Annotated in this window: 16 protein-coding genes and 1 pseudogene; 11 read left to right on the plus strand and 6 right to left on the minus strand. The window is 51.8% G+C overall.

Features of this window, described 5'->3' with window-relative positions; genetic code table 11:
• Window positions 1-528: hypothetical protein (locus X474_RS26455; RefSeq protein ID WP_044347945.1), on the plus strand; the 528-nt coding region annotated here is incomplete at its 5' end.
• Here X474_RS26455 and X474_RS07660 read toward each other — a convergent pair.
• Together X474_RS07660 and X474_RS07665 are read right to left on the minus strand one after the other, a co-directional pair.
• Window positions 529-1,860, minus strand: a complete 1,332-nt coding sequence (locus X474_RS07660; RefSeq protein WP_044347948.1) for a sigma-54-dependent transcriptional regulator — start codon at window positions 1,858-1,860, stop codon at window positions 529-531. It lies immediately after the preceding gene.
• A 2-nt stretch (window positions 1,861-1,862) separates the two neighbouring features.
• The gene (locus X474_RS07665; RefSeq protein WP_197282020.1) at window positions 1,863-3,692 is read right to left on the minus strand and encodes an ATP-binding protein; all 1,830 of its coding nucleotides are present in this window, start codon (window positions 3,690-3,692) and stop codon (window positions 1,863-1,865) included.
• Window positions 3,693-3,806: 114 nt separating this feature from the next.
• Here X474_RS07665 and X474_RS07670 point away from each other — a divergent pair, with 114 nt between their 5' ends.
• The 10 genes and pseudogenes from X474_RS07670 to X474_RS07715 all read left to right on the plus strand — a co-directional run bounded on the left by X474_RS07670 (window position 3,807) and on the right by X474_RS07715 (window position 11,388).
• Window positions 3,807-4,127, plus strand: a complete 321-nt coding sequence (locus X474_RS07670) for a hypothetical protein (protein WP_052514985.1) — start codon at window positions 3,807-3,809, stop codon at window positions 4,125-4,127.
• 80 nt (window positions 4,128-4,207) lie between these two features.
• Window positions 4,208-5,563 (plus strand): tetratricopeptide repeat protein, encoded by a 1,356-nt coding sequence (locus tag X474_RS07675; RefSeq protein ID WP_044347951.1) that lies wholly within the window; start codon window positions 4,208-4,210, stop codon window positions 5,561-5,563.
• 446 nt (window positions 5,564-6,009) lie between these two features.
• Window positions 6,010-7,293, plus strand: coding sequence for a tetratricopeptide repeat protein (locus X474_RS07680; RefSeq protein WP_052514986.1), 1,284 nt, complete (start codon window positions 6,010-6,012; stop codon window positions 7,291-7,293).
• A gap of 54 nt (window positions 7,294-7,347) precedes the next feature.
• A pseudogene (locus X474_RS27005) lies at window positions 7,348-7,428 on the plus strand (SEL1-like repeat protein); the annotation flags it as partial.
• Window positions 7,408-7,665, plus strand: coding sequence for an SEL1-like repeat protein (locus tag X474_RS07685; protein ID WP_269433186.1), 258 nt, complete (start codon window positions 7,408-7,410; stop codon window positions 7,663-7,665). The pseudogene X474_RS27005 and the gene X474_RS07685, both read left to right, overlap by 21 nt.
• Window positions 7,666-8,177: 512 nt before the next feature.
• A complete protein-coding gene (locus X474_RS07690; protein ID WP_052514987.1) occupies window positions 8,178-8,540 on the plus strand; it encodes a tetratricopeptide repeat protein in 363 nt (120 codons plus the stop codon).
• Window positions 8,491-8,730 (plus strand): tetratricopeptide repeat protein, encoded by a 240-nt coding sequence (locus tag X474_RS27220; protein ID WP_156360673.1) that lies wholly within the window; start codon window positions 8,491-8,493, stop codon window positions 8,728-8,730. Before X474_RS07690 ends, X474_RS27220 begins: the two co-directional genes overlap by 50 nt.
• Before the next feature lie 457 nt (window positions 8,731-9,187).
• A complete protein-coding gene (locus tag X474_RS07705; protein ID WP_044347955.1) occupies window positions 9,188-9,655 on the plus strand; it encodes a MerR family transcriptional regulator in 468 nt (155 codons plus the stop codon).
• Window positions 9,656-9,755: 100 nt separating this feature from the next.
• Window positions 9,756-9,998: a TIGR04076 family protein gene (locus X474_RS07710; RefSeq protein ID WP_044347956.1), complete on the plus strand. Its 243-nt coding sequence runs from the start codon at window positions 9,756-9,758 to the stop codon at window positions 9,996-9,998.
• Between the two features lie 322 nt (window positions 9,999-10,320).
• Window positions 10,321-11,388, plus strand: a complete 1,068-nt coding sequence (locus tag X474_RS07715) for a potassium channel family protein (RefSeq protein WP_044347957.1) — start codon at window positions 10,321-10,323, stop codon at window positions 11,386-11,388.
• 293 nt (window positions 11,389-11,681) lie between these two features.
• Here X474_RS07715 and X474_RS07720 read toward each other — a convergent pair whose 3' ends face one another.
• The 4 genes from X474_RS07720 to X474_RS07735 all read right to left on the minus strand — a co-directional run bounded on the left by X474_RS07720 (window position 11,682) and on the right by X474_RS07735 (window position 17,474).
• Entirely contained in the window at window positions 11,682-13,187 is a 1,506-nt protein-coding gene (locus X474_RS07720; protein WP_044347959.1) for a DUF1302 family protein, read from the minus strand.
• 3 nt (window positions 13,188-13,190) lie between these two features.
• A complete protein-coding gene (locus X474_RS07725) occupies window positions 13,191-13,994 on the minus strand; it encodes an outer membrane lipoprotein-sorting protein (protein WP_052514989.1) in 804 nt (267 codons plus the stop codon).
• The gene (locus tag X474_RS07730; protein ID WP_044347961.1) at window positions 13,987-16,416 is read right to left on the minus strand and encodes an efflux RND transporter permease subunit; all 2,430 of its coding nucleotides are present in this window, start codon (window positions 16,414-16,416) and stop codon (window positions 13,987-13,989) included. The genes X474_RS07725 and X474_RS07730 overlap by 8 nt, the downstream gene beginning before the upstream one ends.
• 167 nt (window positions 16,417-16,583) lie before the next feature.
• Complete coding sequence (locus X474_RS07735; protein ID WP_044347963.1) at window positions 16,584-17,474, minus strand: DUF4198 domain-containing protein; 891 nt, start codon at window positions 17,472-17,474, stop codon at window positions 16,584-16,586.
• Window positions 17,475-17,687 lie beyond the last annotated feature (213 nt).

Below are 17,687 nucleotides of genomic sequence, written 5' to 3' on the forward strand. Positions count from 1 at the left end.
TCAGGCGGTGGCGGTTCAGGCGGCGGCGGTTCAGGCGGCGGCGGGGGGGCTGGTGTCGGCGGTCCTGGTGGTTCCGGCGCCGGGGGTCCAGGCGGCAGCGGAGCCGGGGCCGGAGGTAGAGGAGGCAACACCGGCGCGGGCGGCGGGTCCGGCGACGATGCCAATCCTTTACCGGTGCATAACGTCTGCCAGGGCAGGCCCTTCACCCTGCACGGGGTGATCATAGAGATAATCGGGCCGCGCGCGGGTCGGGGTTTTTTGCTCCGATCGGGTGATAAGGTAACCAAAATCTACGGCACCGGCCCGGCGGGTTTCTGGCAGGCTCAAGGAATTGCTCCCTTGTCCGTGGGCCAGCACGTCACGGTTGATGGTTTCAAGGTAAACTACAACGGAATCAAGCGCAGCCTGGCCGCCAGACTCCACCTGCCCAAAGGAGTTGTAGTGCTGCGCTCGGACAAGGACTGTCTGCCCGTATGGCGGCGTTTCATAGCACGCCGTGATCAGGAGCAAACAGCTTCCCCAAAGTGATCACTTAAGTTTACGGTACAAGGTGGCCAGGTTTACGCCCAGGTCGGCGGCTGCCTTTTCCTTGTCACCTCCGTTGACAGCGATAGCCTGTTCCACTAAGGACCGCTCAAAACGGGCCACTGCCTCCTTGAGTGAACCCGGGCCGCCTTCCTCGGAATTCAATGCCCCGCGCAGCTTGGCCGGGAGGTCTTCCAGGTGAAGACGCCGCCCCTCGGAGAGCACCAGGGCGCTTTCCACCACGTTTTCCAGCTCACGAACATTGCCCGGCCAGTCGTAAGCCTGTAATGCGGCCATGGCGTCCTGGCCCAGCCCCTCCAGCCGCTTGCCCAGGCGAACACCTGCCTGATCCAAAAAACGTTGGGCCAAAAGAACCACGTCTTCCGGTCGCTTGCGCAAGGGGGGCATGGCGATCTCAAATACGTTTAGGCGGTAATACAGGTCTTCTCGAAAGCGGCCCGCAGCCACCTCCCTTACCAGATCGCGGTTGGTGGCTGCGATCAGGCGCACATCCACCTCCACCTCCCGCCCTGCGCCCAAGGGAGTGATGGTGCGCTCCTGCACCGCATGCAAAAGCTTAACCTGCAAGCCCAAAGGGAGTTCGCCCACCTCATCCAAAAAAAGGGTTCCTCCCTTGGCCTGGCTAAAAAGACCGGCCTTATCCCGCGCCGCGCCGGTGAAAGCGCCTTTTTTATAGCCAAACAGTTCAGACTCCAACAGGTTTTCCGGGATGGCCCCGCAGTTCACCTTGATTAAGGGTGCCTGGCCACGGGGCGAGGCCTGGTGGATCAGGCGGGCGGCCAGGCTCTTGCCCGTGCCGGACTCTCCGGTGAACAGCACAGTAGTGTCAAAAGGGGCGATTTTCTCCATTAAACGCACCACCTGGGCCATGGCCGGACTGGCCGTCACCATTGCCTTATCCGCGCCCAGGGAGCGCAGCCGCTGTCTCAGTTCAAGATTTTCCGCCCGCAGTTGGCCCAACTCAAGCAACCGACGCACGGTAGCCAAAAGCTCTTCCCGCTCGACCGGCTTGGCCACGTAGTCCGCCGCCCCGGAGCGAAGCGACTCAACAGCGCTGTCCACACTGGTGTTGGCCGTAACCATGATAACCGGCGTGCCCGGACTGATCGCCGCCGCCCGTTTCAGCACCTCGAGGCCGCTGATATCCGGCAAGCCGATATCAACCAAGGCCAGATCCAGCCCGCCTCTGGTCAGGGCCTCCAAAGCCTGGGCACCATCGGTCGCCGTAACCAGTTCGTGCCCTTCACCGCTTAAAAGCACCTCCAGAACGGCCAGGGATCCGGGATCATCATCAACCAACAGCAAACGCGCCATGCCTATTCCTCCGCTTTCTTTCTGGGCAGCTGCAAGATGAACTCAGTGCCGTTTTGGGCCGAAGAAACAGCGGTGATGGCCCCGCCGTGACCCTCCACAAACAGACGGGCAATGGTGGTGCCCAGCCCGGAACCGCCTTGCTTTTCCTTGGTGGTGTTGAACTTCTCGAAAATAGTGGACAGGCGCTCGGGCGGGATGGGCTCGCCATGGTTATGCACCGTAACCTTTAGCCAACCCGGAGCGGAATCGGCAAGGCTGACCGTCACCAGACCGGAGTGGTGCTCCCAGGCGTTTTGCATGAGATTGGCAAAAACTCGGGCCATTTTTTCGGGGTCGTGAAGGATTATTGTGTCCAATTCCGGTGGGGCCTCAAGTCGCCAGGCCGGGGCCTCTGGTCCGGTCCACAGATCGGGCCGCGCCTGCACTGCCGTGGAAGCCTGCTCCGCAGCCCGAAAGATGGTGGCGGACAGGTCGTGTTCCACCAAGTTCAGGTGCAGCCTACCGGCTTCGTAGAGGTGAACCTCGCGGGTGAGGTCCAAAAGTCTGGTCATATTGCGCGCGCCATTGTGAATTAATCCCAAATAGCGCAGGTTTTCCTCGGACTCTGGCTCCCGGCGCAAGAGTTCCCCGGATAAAGCCTGAATTGGGTTTAGGTGATTTTTGAGTTCGTGGCGCATAAACGATTCCCACTCGGCCCGGAGCCTGGTCAATTCCTTTTCATGGCTGATGTCACGAAAAGTCTCCACTGCGCCCGTAATTTCTCCCGCATTATTGCGAACAACTTTTGCAAATTTGCGAATAGGGATCACCTTGCCGCCCCCTAGGCGCAAGCTGGCCTCCACCCCCTCCTCGCCTGTAGGCATCCGGTTTGGCCCCAACAAGGGACAACCCATACTGCACATGTCTGATGCCAGTATTTCCGAACACTTGTGTCCGATCATCTCCTTTTCGCTCATGCCCATAAGCTCGCTGAAACGGCGATTGGCAAACATCAGGCGGCCCTTTGGGTCCACGGCAAAGAGACAATCGCTCTGGGTGTCCATGATAACACGAAGCTTTTGGCGCTCCTGGTCGGTTGCGGCCAGAGAGTTGGTCAGGGAATCGGCCATCTGGTTGAAAGCCGCTCCCAGACGGCCCAATTCGTCGCCTCCCACCACTGCGACCCTGGTCTCAAGCTCGCCTTGGGACAAAGCAGTGGATGCACGTTCCAACCGTTCCAGCGGCCGCACCACCAGCCAGTGCAGCGCACCGTAGAGTACGGCAATCAAAAGCGCCCAACTGCCCAGGCCCAGCCACCAAAAACTGCGCTGCATAACCTCTAGCTGACGGGCCAGATCCTGAAGCCAAAGCAGCCCCACCAAAGTGCCCGCCCTGCGGTCTCCCCGCTCAACCGGCTGCAGAGCGGCAAACAGGGGCTCCGGCCCGATTCTCACCAGGGACGTCCCTGCTTTATCCAGGTAAGTCGACAGCTTGGCAAGCAAATCAGGATCAACTGACTTGGGCAGCAAAGGGCGGCCATCCTGGTCAAAGGGCAACATTGCCCGCAAACGGGTGCGCAAGTGGGTGTGGTAGTCGATGATGCGCTTAAGCTGCGGGGGCGGCAGCCAGCGCCCTTCCAGCACCATCTCTTGCGAGGCGTGGGAAAGCACCTCCCGGGCCTGCACCGCGGCCTCGCTAAGGAGTTCCTCCCTGGCGCGCTGGTGAAACCAAACTCCGGCCAGGGTCACAAATCCTCCGGCCACCAGAAACACCACCAGAAACATTTTTAATTTTATGGATCCCCGGGGCATCCGGATTCCTCCCTGTGCATCCATGGGTATGATTTGGAGCATACTACTCCGATCCGATGAATGCACCCCATAAGCCATCCCAGAGAGTTGGCACGCGCGTTGCATTTATGGTCGGCAACTGAAAACGAAATCAAATTTTAATTGGAGGTTAAAACCATGAAAATCATGACCGGTATTGCAACCCTCGCCTTGATTCTCAGCCTGGCCCTGGTCCTTCCCTTTAACGCTGACGCCCGTTTTCGCGGCACAGCAGCCGCGCCCGGCCCTAACGCCGGATCTGGCCTGGGCACTGGACCGGGTTTTGTAGATGAAGACGGCGACGGCGTGTGTGACTGGGCCCAGAGCGCCGAATCCTGGAATCAGGCCACCGGCGGCCAGTATGGCGAGTACGTGGACGCTGACGGCGACGGCGTGTGCGACAACTACGCCGATCGTCCCCTGGACGGCACCGGCAGGGGCTACCGCGGCGGCCGCTAGGCACTTAACCAATTCCGTCGGCCGCCGGGGCTTTAAGCCCCGCGGCCGATTGGCACCACCATCACCTGGAGAAAAACACCATGCCGCGCTCCTTGCTCTTTGTTGCAACCCTCCTGACCTTCTGCACCTTCCTGATCCTGGCGGCCCCGGCCCAATCGCGGGCTTTTGAGAGCAAAGAGGCGTCCACCGGCTCGGAGGCAGCCTCGAACCTGGCCAAAATATTGGAAACCGAACAGGTGTTGGACGAACAGCTGAGGCGCCTGGCTCTGGATGCGGGTCAGGGAGTCAACTTCACCCTGGCCGCAGGCCAGGGGTTAAGGGCTGAGATTCTCTGGAAACTGGTGGGGTTCTATCGCACCGCCCTGAAAAAAGACCCGGAAAATCCCCTGGCGGCCTCCGGACTGGCCAGGGTGTTGGCCGCCCTGGGCAGGGGCGATGAAGCCATGACAGCCTATGAACGCGCCCTTGCCCTCACCCCGGAAGACCGCCGCCTGAAGGGCGAGATGGAATCCTTACGTTTGTCACGGGCAACCCGTTTGCGCGCCGGTTTTTTCCACAGCCTGACCCGCGAGTACTGGCCGTCCTATGAACGGCACGTGTACCGGGTCTATGAAACAACCTGGCAGGTGCAGGCCGACACTCCGGTTGGTCAGTTATGGAGGCTGGGCGCGGGGTATTTAGAAGGCCGTTTGCGCCAGGAAAGCATCATCTATGGCGATGATGACTTTGACCTTAGTCGGCACGGCGTCTTTTTCACCGGCCAGTATCGCCCCAGGCCGGACCTTAACCTGCGCTTCCGCCTGCGGCGCGAGACCTTCAGCAACGACAATGAGGGTTCCTATTACCAGATGCCAGACGATCAGGAGCTGTGGACCGGTTACGGGTTGCTGCAATACTCTTCCGCTCCCTGGTGGGTCAACTTAAGCGCCAGCCGGGAGCGCGACACCTGGCCCATGGTTGACTCCAAGACCGGGCGGGGGGTGCTGCGCCTTGAAGCCCAGGAACTTTACGGCCTGGCAGCCGGTCGCTCCCTGGGCCTGAACTGGGAGGCCAATGCCAGTGTTTTTTATGAGCAGTACGGCAGCGACCGGCCCGACCAGATCAACATCAACGGCCAGGTGCTGCACCGTCCCTCCTGGTTGCCGGAGCTGCGACTGGGCCTGGGCGTTGGGCACTACACCGAAGAGCCCGAGACCCTGGTCAATTGGTTGACCGGCTGGCAGTGGACGCCACTCAAAGGCCTGGCCCTGGACTTGTCCTGGCAATGGGAATATTCCAAAAAGGAGTCCAGCATCCTGGGCCTGGGCTCGGCGCTGGTTTCCTGGCAAATTACACCGGCCGTGGGCCTGACCTGCGTGGCCTCCTACGGCCAGGAACACAACGGCGACAAAGACGAGTGGTGGTCGCTGGATGTGGGACTGGAATTACGTTTCTAAGCGTAAAAAGCTATTATCGCCGTTGCGAAGCGCAGGAAAACAGAGTCCGGATTAAGTGAAGATGTAAACGCTCTTCAAAAAAATCCTATTCAGACCGGCTCAACCAGCCTTGAACCTTCAAACCAGATCCGGCCTAAAAACCAAACCAACGCCCTAGAATGTAATGCATTTATCTTCCCAAGTCGCGGATTAAACGCAACCTCTGAATCACAACCCATCAAAAATCTAGAGCCCTATACTCTTTTGGTTTTTATTAGTAAATCCAACACATATAACCATAACCAAAAGCTGATATTATGACTATGCCTTTTAAAAAACCAAGCTTTTTTATATTTCAGAAATTTATAGCATCAAAGAAAGTATTTGGAATAAGATCTAAGAGATAAAGATGTATACTACTTAAAATGAATATAGAGATCCAACAGGGGGCATATTAAGTGAGTGGCATGGTTAAAAAAATATGTTGTTTTGTCTTATTCACGTCTTTTGCTTTGCTTGGGGTGGCCGGAGCCCGAGAAGAAAGTTTGCCTACACAGAGTAAAATAACTGAAATCATAGAAGCTGCCGAGGGAGGAGACCATGAAGCTCAAACCCACTTGGCGGATATGTACTTTCTTGGAACCAAAGGGCTTGCCCGGGATTATAATAAAGCCAAATTTTGGTATCAAAAAGCCGCCGAAAAAGGACAAGCAGAATCCCAATATAAACTTGCAATCATGTATTCCACAGGTGAAGGAGTACCCGAGGATCATGAAAAGGCCTTCTTTTGGTGGAAAAAGGCTGCTGAAAATGGCCATATACATGCCCAATACACCCTTGGAAAAATATATTTCCTAGACCAAAACACACCACGGAATTTAAAAAAAGCTATCTTTTGGTTTAAAAAAGCGGCCCAAATGGGAGAAGCAAGGGCCCAATTTAAGCTTGGCTACCTATTTTTCAAAGGTCTTGGTGTAGCAAAAGATATAAAGAAAAGCTTCTTTTGGTATAAAAAATCTGCCGAAAATGGTGATGTATTAGCCCAATCCGGATTAGGATTCTTATATGCTAAAGGCCTGGGTGTGCAGAAGAACCTTGAAAAGGCTGTTTTTTGGTACCAAAGAGCTGCCGAAAAAGGTGAAACATTAGCCCAATGTGACCTTGCGTCTATATACTATACCGGCCAAGGCATACCCCAGGACTTTAAAAAAGCATTCTTTTGGTACAACAAAGCAGCCAAGCGAGGTAATGTAAAGGCCCAACGCCACCTTGGCAAACTGTTTTTCAAAGGTCAAGGGGTGCCTAAAGACCTAAAAAAATCATTTAGTTGGTTCCAAAAAGCTGCCCAAAAAGGAGATATGGCAGCCGAAACTTTTCTCGCTGATATGTATTTCAAAGGACAGGGAACAAGAAAGGATTTTAAGGAAGCTGCTTTTTGGTTCGAACAGGCTGCAAAAAAAGGAGGGAGATTTGCCCAACTTCGACTTGCCTTGATGTATTTTAATAACCAAGGTTTAGCCCAAGACTTCCAAAAAGCAATTTTCTGGTTTGAAAAAGCTGCAAAAGCTGGAGACCGAACGGCTCAAAGTATGCTCGCAGCCATCTACCTTGCTGACGGCTGCGGAACGCCTCAGGACCTAGAGAAGACTGTTTATTGGCATAAAAAAGCCGCAGAGCAAGGTGAGCCATTAGCCCAAAATGGACTGGGTTATTTATATTCTGAAGGTTTAGGGGTGCCTCAAGATTTTTAAAAAGCCCATTTCTGGTTTAAAAAGGCCGCAGAAAAAGGATTACCGGCAGCCCAAGTTGATATTGCTATCATGTATCTTAAAGGTCAGGGAACACCCCGCGACCTTAAAAAGGCGATCTATTGGTACAGAGAAGCTGCGGAACAAGGTCGTTCGGATGCACAATACAATCTTGCAGTTATTTATTCCATGACCACACCTAAAAATAACATTTTAGCCTACAAATGGGCCCACCTTGCCGCCTCAGCTGATAATAGCCAAGCAATTAAATTTAAAGACGAAATTGCAGGTAATATGACACCTGCCCAGATAACAAAGGCTAAACGTCTGGCTGCTGAATGGAAGCCTAAAAAGGCCTTTATCCCTTACCAGTAAGAAATCGGCTACAAAGCCATTCAAAGCTTGGATTGATCAAAAGGGCCAATATTCAAGCCGCTTCAACAGGTTTTGTAACAGATTAAAGGGGCCATAAATACTCTTCTAATTATACGTTGGAATCCTGAGGTGCTATCAAGTAGCAGTTTTTCATGGGGTGTTTGCTTTGCGGGTCACTTAAGAGATTTTTATCGCATTTTATCACATTCTTTAGGCGAGGACTCAACTATACCCTCCGCCTAGAATTTTTTTTTAAAACCAGGCTAGGAAGAACAATCTCTAATTCCCCAGCCGACACATAAGACTTTCTCTCATTATCAAGTTTTCCATATCTAAAAAACTTAAAAAGCTAATTATTGCGAAAAGCCATTGCTTACCGATTGCTAACTTTAAAAAACGCCATATTACAAAAAACTATAACACTAAATAAAACATTTAAAGCAAAATCTAAAAACTAAAAATATTCCCGACTTAAAACGAATAAAAATGCGTGCAAGGGGGGGACAAGCTGAATGTCTGGTGAGTTGAAGAAAATAATTGTGGTCATTTTCTTTCTTTCACTTTTCTCCCTTGGTGTAGCCGGGCTTGGAAAAGCGGCATCATCTCGGGAGAATGAGATAAAAGACATCACAACAGCTGCCGAGGCGGGAGACGATCAGGCTCAAAACCATTTGGCCTTTTTGTATTTATTGGGGAACGAAGGGCTTCCGCAAGATTACGATAAAGCCATATATTGGTTTCAAAAAGCCGCTGAAAACGGCCACAAAACAGCTCAAGTTAAACTGGGGAATATGTACGTCAGGGGACAGGGCACACCCCGGAACTTTGAAAAAGCCCTCTTTTGGTATAAAAAAGGCTGCCGATCAAGGTTATGACGCTGCCCAGTTTAACCTTGGCCTCATGTATTTCAAAGGTCAGGGTGCACCCCAAAATAACAAAGAAGCCGCCTTTTGGTTCCAAAAAGCTGCTGAACAGGGTTTTAAGACTGCTCAGCGCAATCTTTGCCTAATTTACGCCACAGGCAATGCTCAATGGTGTACCTGTAAATTACATAAAGGCCTATAAATGGGCCGAAATTGCCGCTGCCAATGGTGTTCTAAATGCAGATAAATTCCGGGACGAGCTTGCCCGGATCATGACACCTGCCCAGATAACCGAGGCTAAACGTCTGGCTGCTGAGTGGAAGCCTAAAAGCAAAGAATAGTCATTACCCGCAAGCGGTTAGGCAAAATTACGTGAAAGCCGGGCCCTAATCAGTGAACATAAGGGTGAGCCCTTCTTTTCGACCCGCTCTTTCAGGTTTTTATCTCCCTCTTGCCAAATAGTCCGAGGAGCGATTTAAGCCTGGGCAAAAGGGCTGTGCATTTGTCCTACCTCAAACAGGCCAGGATTATTATGGGATAGGAGGTCAATGTAACCACAGCAGGCATAGTCTTTTCCTGGGTTGGCACACTCAATTCTAAAAAACTTTAAAAAGAACTTCTTGACAGTGACGTAACTGTACAGTACAGTGCCCTCCATCATGGAGACACCGCTTTTACAGATAGGCGAAGTAGCCAAAAGATGTAATACCACCATCCGAACTGTGCGTTATTACCTGCAAGAAGGCCTGATCAGCGAAGCAGACCGCAGCCAGGGGGGGTTTTATCTCTTTGAAGAGGCTGCGGTTGAGAAGGTTCGCTATATTTGCATGCTCCGTGAAATAGGCCTTTCTCTTCAGGAAATAAAGATGTTGATCCACATTCGTCGGAGCTCAGACACTGGTGGAGAAGCAGCACAACACCTGCGGGAACGGCTTGGCGAACAGCTCAAGATGAGTGAAGAAAAAATAGAAGAGTTCAAGAAGCTTAAAACGGAGATCACAGGGACTATCAAGGTGCTTGAAGGATGCGAAGGCTGCCAGAACAAGCCCAGGCATTCAACCTGCAGTAAATGCAGGGTATTGAAGGATTCAGAAAAGCTACCCGCCCCTATGAAAGCGGTATACTGAACTTTCCAAGCGGGGATAGTAAATAATTAGCCGAATAGGGGAAAATTTTTTACCGGCAACAGTACAGTAACGTAACTGTATATAATAGAAAGGAAACAAAATGGCGGATTATCAAGTCAAATGCAGTGTGATGGAAAACGAGAAATGCCCTATTGCCAATGGTGATTATTTCATCGGAGGCAAGACACCCTCGGAAATGTGCGTCAAGGCCTATGGTGCAGTCAGTACATTTGCCACTGCCATGCGCTTTGCCGATAAGACTCCCTGGGAAAATGAAGCGGGTGAAATACTCGTGACTTGTCCCGATGGTTTTGTGAAGTACAAACTGGAGAGAGTGCGCTAGCCAATTTCCTGCTACAATTAAATGCGGGAGGCAACGGCGCAAGCAAACGCCTGATCTTGTTGCACACTGATCGACAAAGACAGCTCTGGATTTCAGTGGCCGGCCATCGGGTCTGGCCGCTGAAATCCGTCATTTTCACCTAAGGACGCCGGTCAAACAACCCGGATGCGGTATAGCAACCTTCAGCCGACTCTAAAGCGCAATTCAGGAAAGCTGTCTACTCCCACTTGATTTGCCTCTTCACTGATAATCGTCAATGCATGAAAATGGTTAGGTAATGCATTTTTTTGTTCGACTATTGAAGTTTCGGAACAGATCTTTATTGGCAGACACACCGGGATGGAGATTTGTATTTGCCACTCTCATCTTTTTTTTAATATCCGCAGTCTTTTGCCTGGGCATCAAGATTGCCGAATCAATTGACTGGCAAGAAGCGGTATGGCAAGCATGGCAGGTGATGACCACAGTCGGTTATGGCGACAATCCTGCAAAAACCATCCCCGGCAGGGTCATAACAATATTCACCTCACTTATAGGAATCGCCTATCTTGGGGTGATATTCAGTACATATTTCGATTATTCACAATATCGAAAGTGGAGGAAAAAACACGGCATGGAGCGGAACCCCTTTGAGAACGGCATAGTAATCTTTAACTGCCCCAATGCTGAAATCATTTGTCGACTTGTCGAAGAAATCAGGTTCATACCCGAGTATAAAGGCATGGGGGTTTGCCTGATTGACAATGAAATGGATGAGCTGCCCACAGATGTCTCCGCCCTGGGGGATATTCACTTTCTGAAGGGAAGCAATCTTGCTGAAAACACCTATGAAAGGGCAAACCTGAAAAATCAGCACAGTGTGATCATATATCCGGATAACTCAACCGACCCAGATTCAGACGGCCAGACGGCAACTATCATACGCCTGGTTTTGAGGCACATTAATATTGCCGAAGAAAAATCCGCGGTGAAGATCAAACACATTCAGATGTCGGAGCAGAACAACCACCTCTTTGAAGGCTTGAACTCAACCCCGATTCCCATTGACTTGGAAACATTGGCCATTGTTCAGGATATTTCAGACCCGGGCAGCAGCATCTTTGTCAGGACCCTTTTATCCAACCAAACCGGAGCCAACCCCAAAAGTGTAAGACCGGATGTGCTCACCGGCATGGATTATCATGATTATGCCGTCAAGCTGATGCAAGTCAGCCGGGATCTTAAACTCAGGCTTTCCCCTCTTGCCTTGATTCATAACGGAACCAGTCAAACCTGCCCTGCTTTTGGAACAATCATCCAAGAAGATGACCATCTGCTTATAGCTGCGAAGGATAATTTTAACTGGTCGAAAATCCAGCAAAAAATAGCGGCAAAAAAAGCTTCGGATTAAAAACCCGTTACCAAAAGAAACACTGCCGAAGGAAAATTCAGCAGGCGCCCTTTCCATGGACCTCATGGGGACATCAAGCTCCGTCCGATATCCTCCCCTATTGACTAAATATACGGATTCTACGCCTGTAATTAATTAGTAAAATAAAGGTGTGGCCAACCGCTTGGCCCACACCTTTATCGGTTTTTGCACTTTTTTTGGCAAGCCTCGCCTTGATTCCGCAAACCAGCCGGGATTCCCCCTCAGATTCGATGCCCTGAAAAACTGCCCCAGCCTTTACAAGCGTCCTCAGGCTAAAAGCTGTAGCGAAGACGCAAGGAAAAGAAATCATTGTAATCATACTGACCGTATTGCCCGCTCTCCGGCCCTTCAAACAAAAAAAGCGAGGCGGATAACAGTAGATCATCAGTCAGCTCATAATCGGCAAAACATTCAAAAGTGCAGCCTTCCCCGGAAAAAGAGGCTATTCCGCGTGCTCCGGCGGTCAGGGCATCATCCCAAAAAAGATCATGCACATCATAGGTTATGCCGTATTCGTATTCATCGGAGACCAATTCCTCCAAATCGGAAGCGCCGCCGATTGCAGTGCAAAACAACTGAAAATTAACGTAGAAATTGGTTCCAAAGGTCCGGTCCCAGCCCAGCACCCCCTCCACCACACGATGCCTTTCATATCCCGGCAGGGAGGCATAATCGCTTATCATCACAGGCAGATTGGGCTTAAGCGATATTTCTCCCCTTATGGTGGAGTGCTCCAGGCCCTTGGCAAAAGTGAAGCCCAGCGCCGCAAAGCTTGGGTGTATGGGGGTTATCTCCAATTCCTCATGACCAGCCTGATTAGTGACCATATTCCGAGCCAAAACCGGCGCGTTGGTGAATCCGTAAAAACCGATAAGCGCCAAGTCCCAGCCGGAAAAGGTGGCGGCCAGGCGGGCCCCGCATTCGGCATTGGCCAATGATTGGGAAGGCTTGACCTGATCCCTCAGGATTAACTCCCCCCTGGCTCCGGCCCGGCGCAAACTGGCGAGACCCGGACTTTCCCAAGGCGACCCAGGGCTGTTAAGCTGGTTCACCTGGGGAAAAGGGATCAAAAACAATTCCAGGCTGGCTTCCTGCAAAAGGTCAAAGGTGGGCAATTGGGCCAATCCCTTGACCAGAAGCACTGGCAGCCTGGAGTCCGCCCTGCCGGTGGCCAGGGGGTCCCTGTGATCCAGGGGGTTGATCAGATCCATGGGATTGACCCCGTCGCCAGTGCCTATACGCTCCAGTTTGCGCCCCACCATAAGGGCGGCGGACTCTGTTTCCCAGGTGAAAAACATTTCTTTCAAGCATGGGTGAAACAAAGGCACATCATCGGAAAGGTCAGAAGCCGCCGGATCAAAATCCAATGCCGCCGAGGCAAACAGCCTGGCCGGAGAATCGCTGCGCGGCTCATCAAGGGTGAGGAGGTCAAGCTCGGATTCCAGCCAAAGCCGTTGCCGTAGAGATAAAGCCTCGGCATCGCTGGTGCGGATCCGATTTCGGCTTTCCAAATAGCCGTGAAGCTCAAGACCCGCGGATTGATCAGCCACGGTTCGCTCACGGCCTGCCCCACTCCTGGCCGCATCGGTTTTTTCCTCAAAAACAGACAAGTCGGCAAAGGGATCTTTTACTGGCGTGTCGGCAAAAGGATCCCCCTGCACGGCGACCTTCCCGCCGGGTTGCGGGGCGGGTGATTCAGTCTGAGCCTTGAGCGGCGGCGCATGCAACATCAGAAAAACCAATAGTAAAACCAGGCACGCCCCTGAGGTGTTTCGCATGTTTTAACGCCTGAGGTTGCTTTGTAAAAAGAGGGTGTCATCAAGACCCTGGTTATATTTCACTTCCTGGCGCTGGTATAGGGTGCGGGTTTTGCGCCGGGGAGTCTCGATAATGCTCTTGGTGATGGTCCAGATACCGTCGATCTCTTTAAAGCCGCCATAGGTGCCTATTTTTAAAAGCTTCCCCCGCTTGTCATAGTATTCCACCCGGCAGGGTAGATAGATATCCTTTCGAATATACTGAACCCTTTTGGAATAGTTGGTGTCTTTTTTCAATTCCGGCCTGGGTACTGACTCTATGACAAAGCAATCAACCCCATGCTGTTTCTCATTGCCAATCAAGGTGTGGATATCGTCATCCACCGAGCGGTCTTCTATATCCTCATTGGCCAAGTCCGAGCGCATAAAAGCGCCTTTTTTCCCACCACCGCTGATCCTGCGCACCAAGCTCTCCGACGGCAGGTAAAGCCACATGTCATCGGTGCGCTCCGGATCATCGTAAGACCAGGTAAGGTAGGATGTGTCACGGACATCGGCCGGTTCCATAAAGCGGATCAAGGTGCGTTCTCCCTTGATCTCTCCTTCATTTTTTCTGGTCATGTGCCTCATGCGGCGAACCAGCTTTAACTTCCCTCTTTCAATAAGCATCACCGACAAGGCGGTTGAGTCCAGGCTGGTGTCCACTGAATCCACCTGCCTCATGATTTGCCGGCCTTTTTGCCGGGCGTCATCATCAGCAGCTCCCGCCAGCACTTGGCCACCTGAAACCAGGGTCAACATCAGAAGCATCAAAACTATTCTAGGCATTATAAGACTCCGCCAACATGAATTCCGGTTCCTCACGCTCCTGGCCCAAGGGCTTAAGCAAAACAATCAGGGCCGGTGCAAAATAAAAATCAGCCAACAGCGCCCACAAGAAGGCGAATCCAAAGAGGATGCCGAGTTTAAAGAAACCCAGAAGGCTGGATATGGTGAAAACAGCGGTGCCGATGATGAGGATCAGGGTGGTGAAGGTGATGGGACGCCCCACCGAGGCATAGGTTTCCTTTAAGGCCTTGTCATAGGTTCCCCACCGGATGAATTCAGAACGGAACCTGGTGAAGAAATGAATGGTGTCATCCACGGCAACGCCGATAATTATGGCCGCGAAGCTTATGGTTATTACATCCATATAAAACCCGGCCAACCCCATGAAGCCCATGGTCAGAAAAACCGGGAATAAATTGGGAACCATACTTATAAGGCCAAGTTTTATCGAGCGCAGCACCAGAATCATCATCAGGGTTATAGCTGTCAAGGCGGCCAGGAAGCTGCGGCTCTGCCCCTCGTAGAGGATGTCGTTCATGGCCAGATACATGGACATGCCGCCGGATTGCACTATCTCCACCTTGCCGCCGCCAAAAAGCTCCTCGCACTTTGCCCTCATTGCGGCCTCCAAGGCCCTGGCCTCTCCGGTGTCCACGGTCTTCATCTTCAGCGACAGCCTGGCCATATCGTAGGTAAATCCCACCAGCCTGTCCAGGGTGGCGCCGCCGGAGCCTTCATAAAGGAAAAGATGTTGAGCCACCGAGTTCCTGGTCTCAGGCAACTTATAGTACTCGGGCTGGTTGCCGTGCAGGGAGCGGCGCATCCTTTTCAGCAGGTCGGTTATGGAAACCGCTTTGGTGACCAGGGGGTAAGCATCGGCCGTAGTCATGAGCTCATCCAGGCTGCCCATGAATTCCGGATCCTTGATTCCATTTTGCCGCCTGGTGTCAATGAGATACTCCAGGGTCGTGCTGGTTCCCATGTGCTCGTCAATAAAGTCCAGGGTCTGGCGCAAGGGCTCCCGCTTGAAAATCAGCTTGGCGGTGTTTGATTCGACCTCCATCATCAGATAGCCAAAAAAGGTGACCACCATGATGCTCCCGAAAACAACCACCACCGCCAGGCTTTTTGTCATGACTATCCTGTGGGTGAAGGCCAGCCATTTATCGAAAATGTCACCATTGGCCTTGGGGCCTTTCCGCTTGGCATTAATCTTCGGCTGCTCCTTGCCAAAGGAGTAAAAGATGGGCGTGAGAATTATGGTGAGCAAAAAAGCGAAAACAACGCCCAGGGCAATGTAGATCCCCATCTCCCGGTAAGGTTTCAGATGGGTGGTGAGGTAGGCCAAAAAACCGGCGGCCGTGGTCAAGGAAGTAAGCATCACAGCCCCGCCCACATCGGAAAATGCCTTTCTCAGCGCCTGTTTGCGATTGTCGCCCTTGTCAAAATGGTCATAAAAAGCCGCAATGCCGTGCACCGAGTCTCCAATGCCCACGCAAATCAACATAATCGGCAGAGCGGTGCTCAAGAGGTTCAAGGTATAGCCCAAAAGGCTGATAGCCCCCATGGTCCACAAAACACTGGTTACGGTAACCACAAGCGGCACCACCACCCCCCTGAGGCCTCGTCCCAACCAAAGCAGCAAAAGGGCCTGGACCCCCACCACGGCCAAAAACAGTTTGGAGGTTTCACGCCTGGCCAGCTGGTCGTACATGTAGTTGAAATGCGGGCCGCCCGCTACATGGGGCTTCAAATGTTTGTAGCGGGGATTTGCCAGGATTTCGTCTACTTTCAAAGCAACCGTGTAATTGGGGTTTTCCGCCTTTTCGTCTTTAATACCCTTGTCCGAGGGAAAGGATTCCAGCTCAACGACCATGGTCAAGACAGACCCGTCTTTTGATATGAGGTCGTTTACAAAAGCCGGCTCGTCCAATGCTTCCAGCAACAGGGCCTCAATTGCCTTTTGGTCCCGCGGAACCTCGGGCATGAACTGCTCTATCAAAACCTCCTGGTTTTCCTGGCCCCCGCTGCGAATGCGCTCCACATTGCCCAGCCAGGTAACCCGGGTGGCATATGGCACCTCGGTTTCAAATTGAAGTGCCAGATCAGTCATGGCCTTTAAATTTTCATGATTAAAGGGCATCTCATCTTTGCTGAACAAAAGAAAGACAAATCTATCGTTGCCAAAGGCATCATGGAAACGGTCCCTGGCTTTGAGGGCGTCATGGTCTTCTACAAACCAAATTTCAGGGGCGTTATCGAATTCAAGGGTGGACATCTGGGTGACCATAAAGGCGGTGACCAGGATTACAGCCCCGAGCCACCACCAGCGCTTGCGGATAAAGTGTGCCGCAGCGCGGCCGAAAAAAGCCCCCTTGATGCCGATATGGTTATCATTGTTTTGCCCGGATCTATAATCCATCAAACCACTTTCTTTTGAAAAGGCCGGTCATGGAAACCGCCGTTTCGGCAAATGGTAATCCTTACTTTTTGGGACCGGTGACCCGAGGGGCCAAGCCCCCCAAGGCCGCCCATACATTTCTCCGACACTAATGGTGTGAACCGGAAAAGCGCAATTAAGGTAAGGCGTCATTTAACGTTAAAAGTCAGGGATGCTCCGTGGTACACCTGATTTACCTTGCCGAAGAGGTCTTTGAGAGGCCCGTCTTTGCTGACATCATCCTTGTGGTTTATGCTTATGATCCACTGACCGGCGCTCTGCACCCTGAATTGGGCCTTGCCACCCATTACGTAAGAAAAAAGGGCAAATCCATCGGGCTGGCCAAAGCTGTTGCTGCGGGCAGTTATGTAATCAATGCTTTTTGCAGTGGCCGAAAGGGGCTTGCCATAAAAAAGAACCTCAACTTCAACCAAATCACCGACCCGAACATTACTGAGGTCGGTTTTGGGGATTATCTCCAGGCCGTGGCCCAAGGGCTTGGGATTGGTCCATTTACCCAAAGTGACATAGGATTTGGCAAAAGCCTCGTATTTAACAGCCATCAAAATCTTGGAGGCATCCTTGACCTTATCCATGGAAACCAGCTTAAGACGGCTTCTTCCTTTATTGTCAATATATTGGGTATAAAATGCCGGCTTCGAAACCGCGGAAAGCTGATAAAGGCCGGGTTTGCTTTCCTTTTTGAAAGCGATTTTCTGAACCGCCAGGTCCGCTGCGTACAAATCAAAATCAGCTGTTTTCATTTCCGGCTTACTCATCTTGGATGCAGGTTTCAGCAGGTTGGTTTTCTTGAGCGCAGGGTCCAACAACTCAAACTTGTCTATGGCAACGCTTCCATTGGGCGAGTTGAGGATATCATCCATGGGAAGCGCGTGCCCCCACCCCAGGGATACCATGGCATGGGACGATTTGTGCGCATGGGATTCAAAGGAATTTATCCAGATAGAATGAGCATTGGCCTGACTAACGGGGAACATAAACATGAAAGCTGCAAGCAATAACTTAGTAAAATATTTCATTCTTACTCTCCTGGCTACCTCGGATGCCAATATTATTTAGAACTTTAAACATAATTCAAAACGGCTAATCTACTCAGGACCTCAACATACCACCAGGTTTTGACTGGAGCTGTCACTCTCTGAAAAAAAGACGGCACTTGCTGAAATTATTGAAAGGAGAGTGGGGTGAGCAGAGCCCGGGCGCCAGCTTGCGAAAACCGGCATCCAACAAAT

The sequence above is a fragment of the Dethiosulfatarculus sandiegensis genome (assembly GCF_000931935.2).
GTDB lineage: Bacteria > Desulfobacterota > Desulfarculia > Desulfarculales > Desulfarculaceae > Dethiosulfatarculus > Dethiosulfatarculus sandiegensis.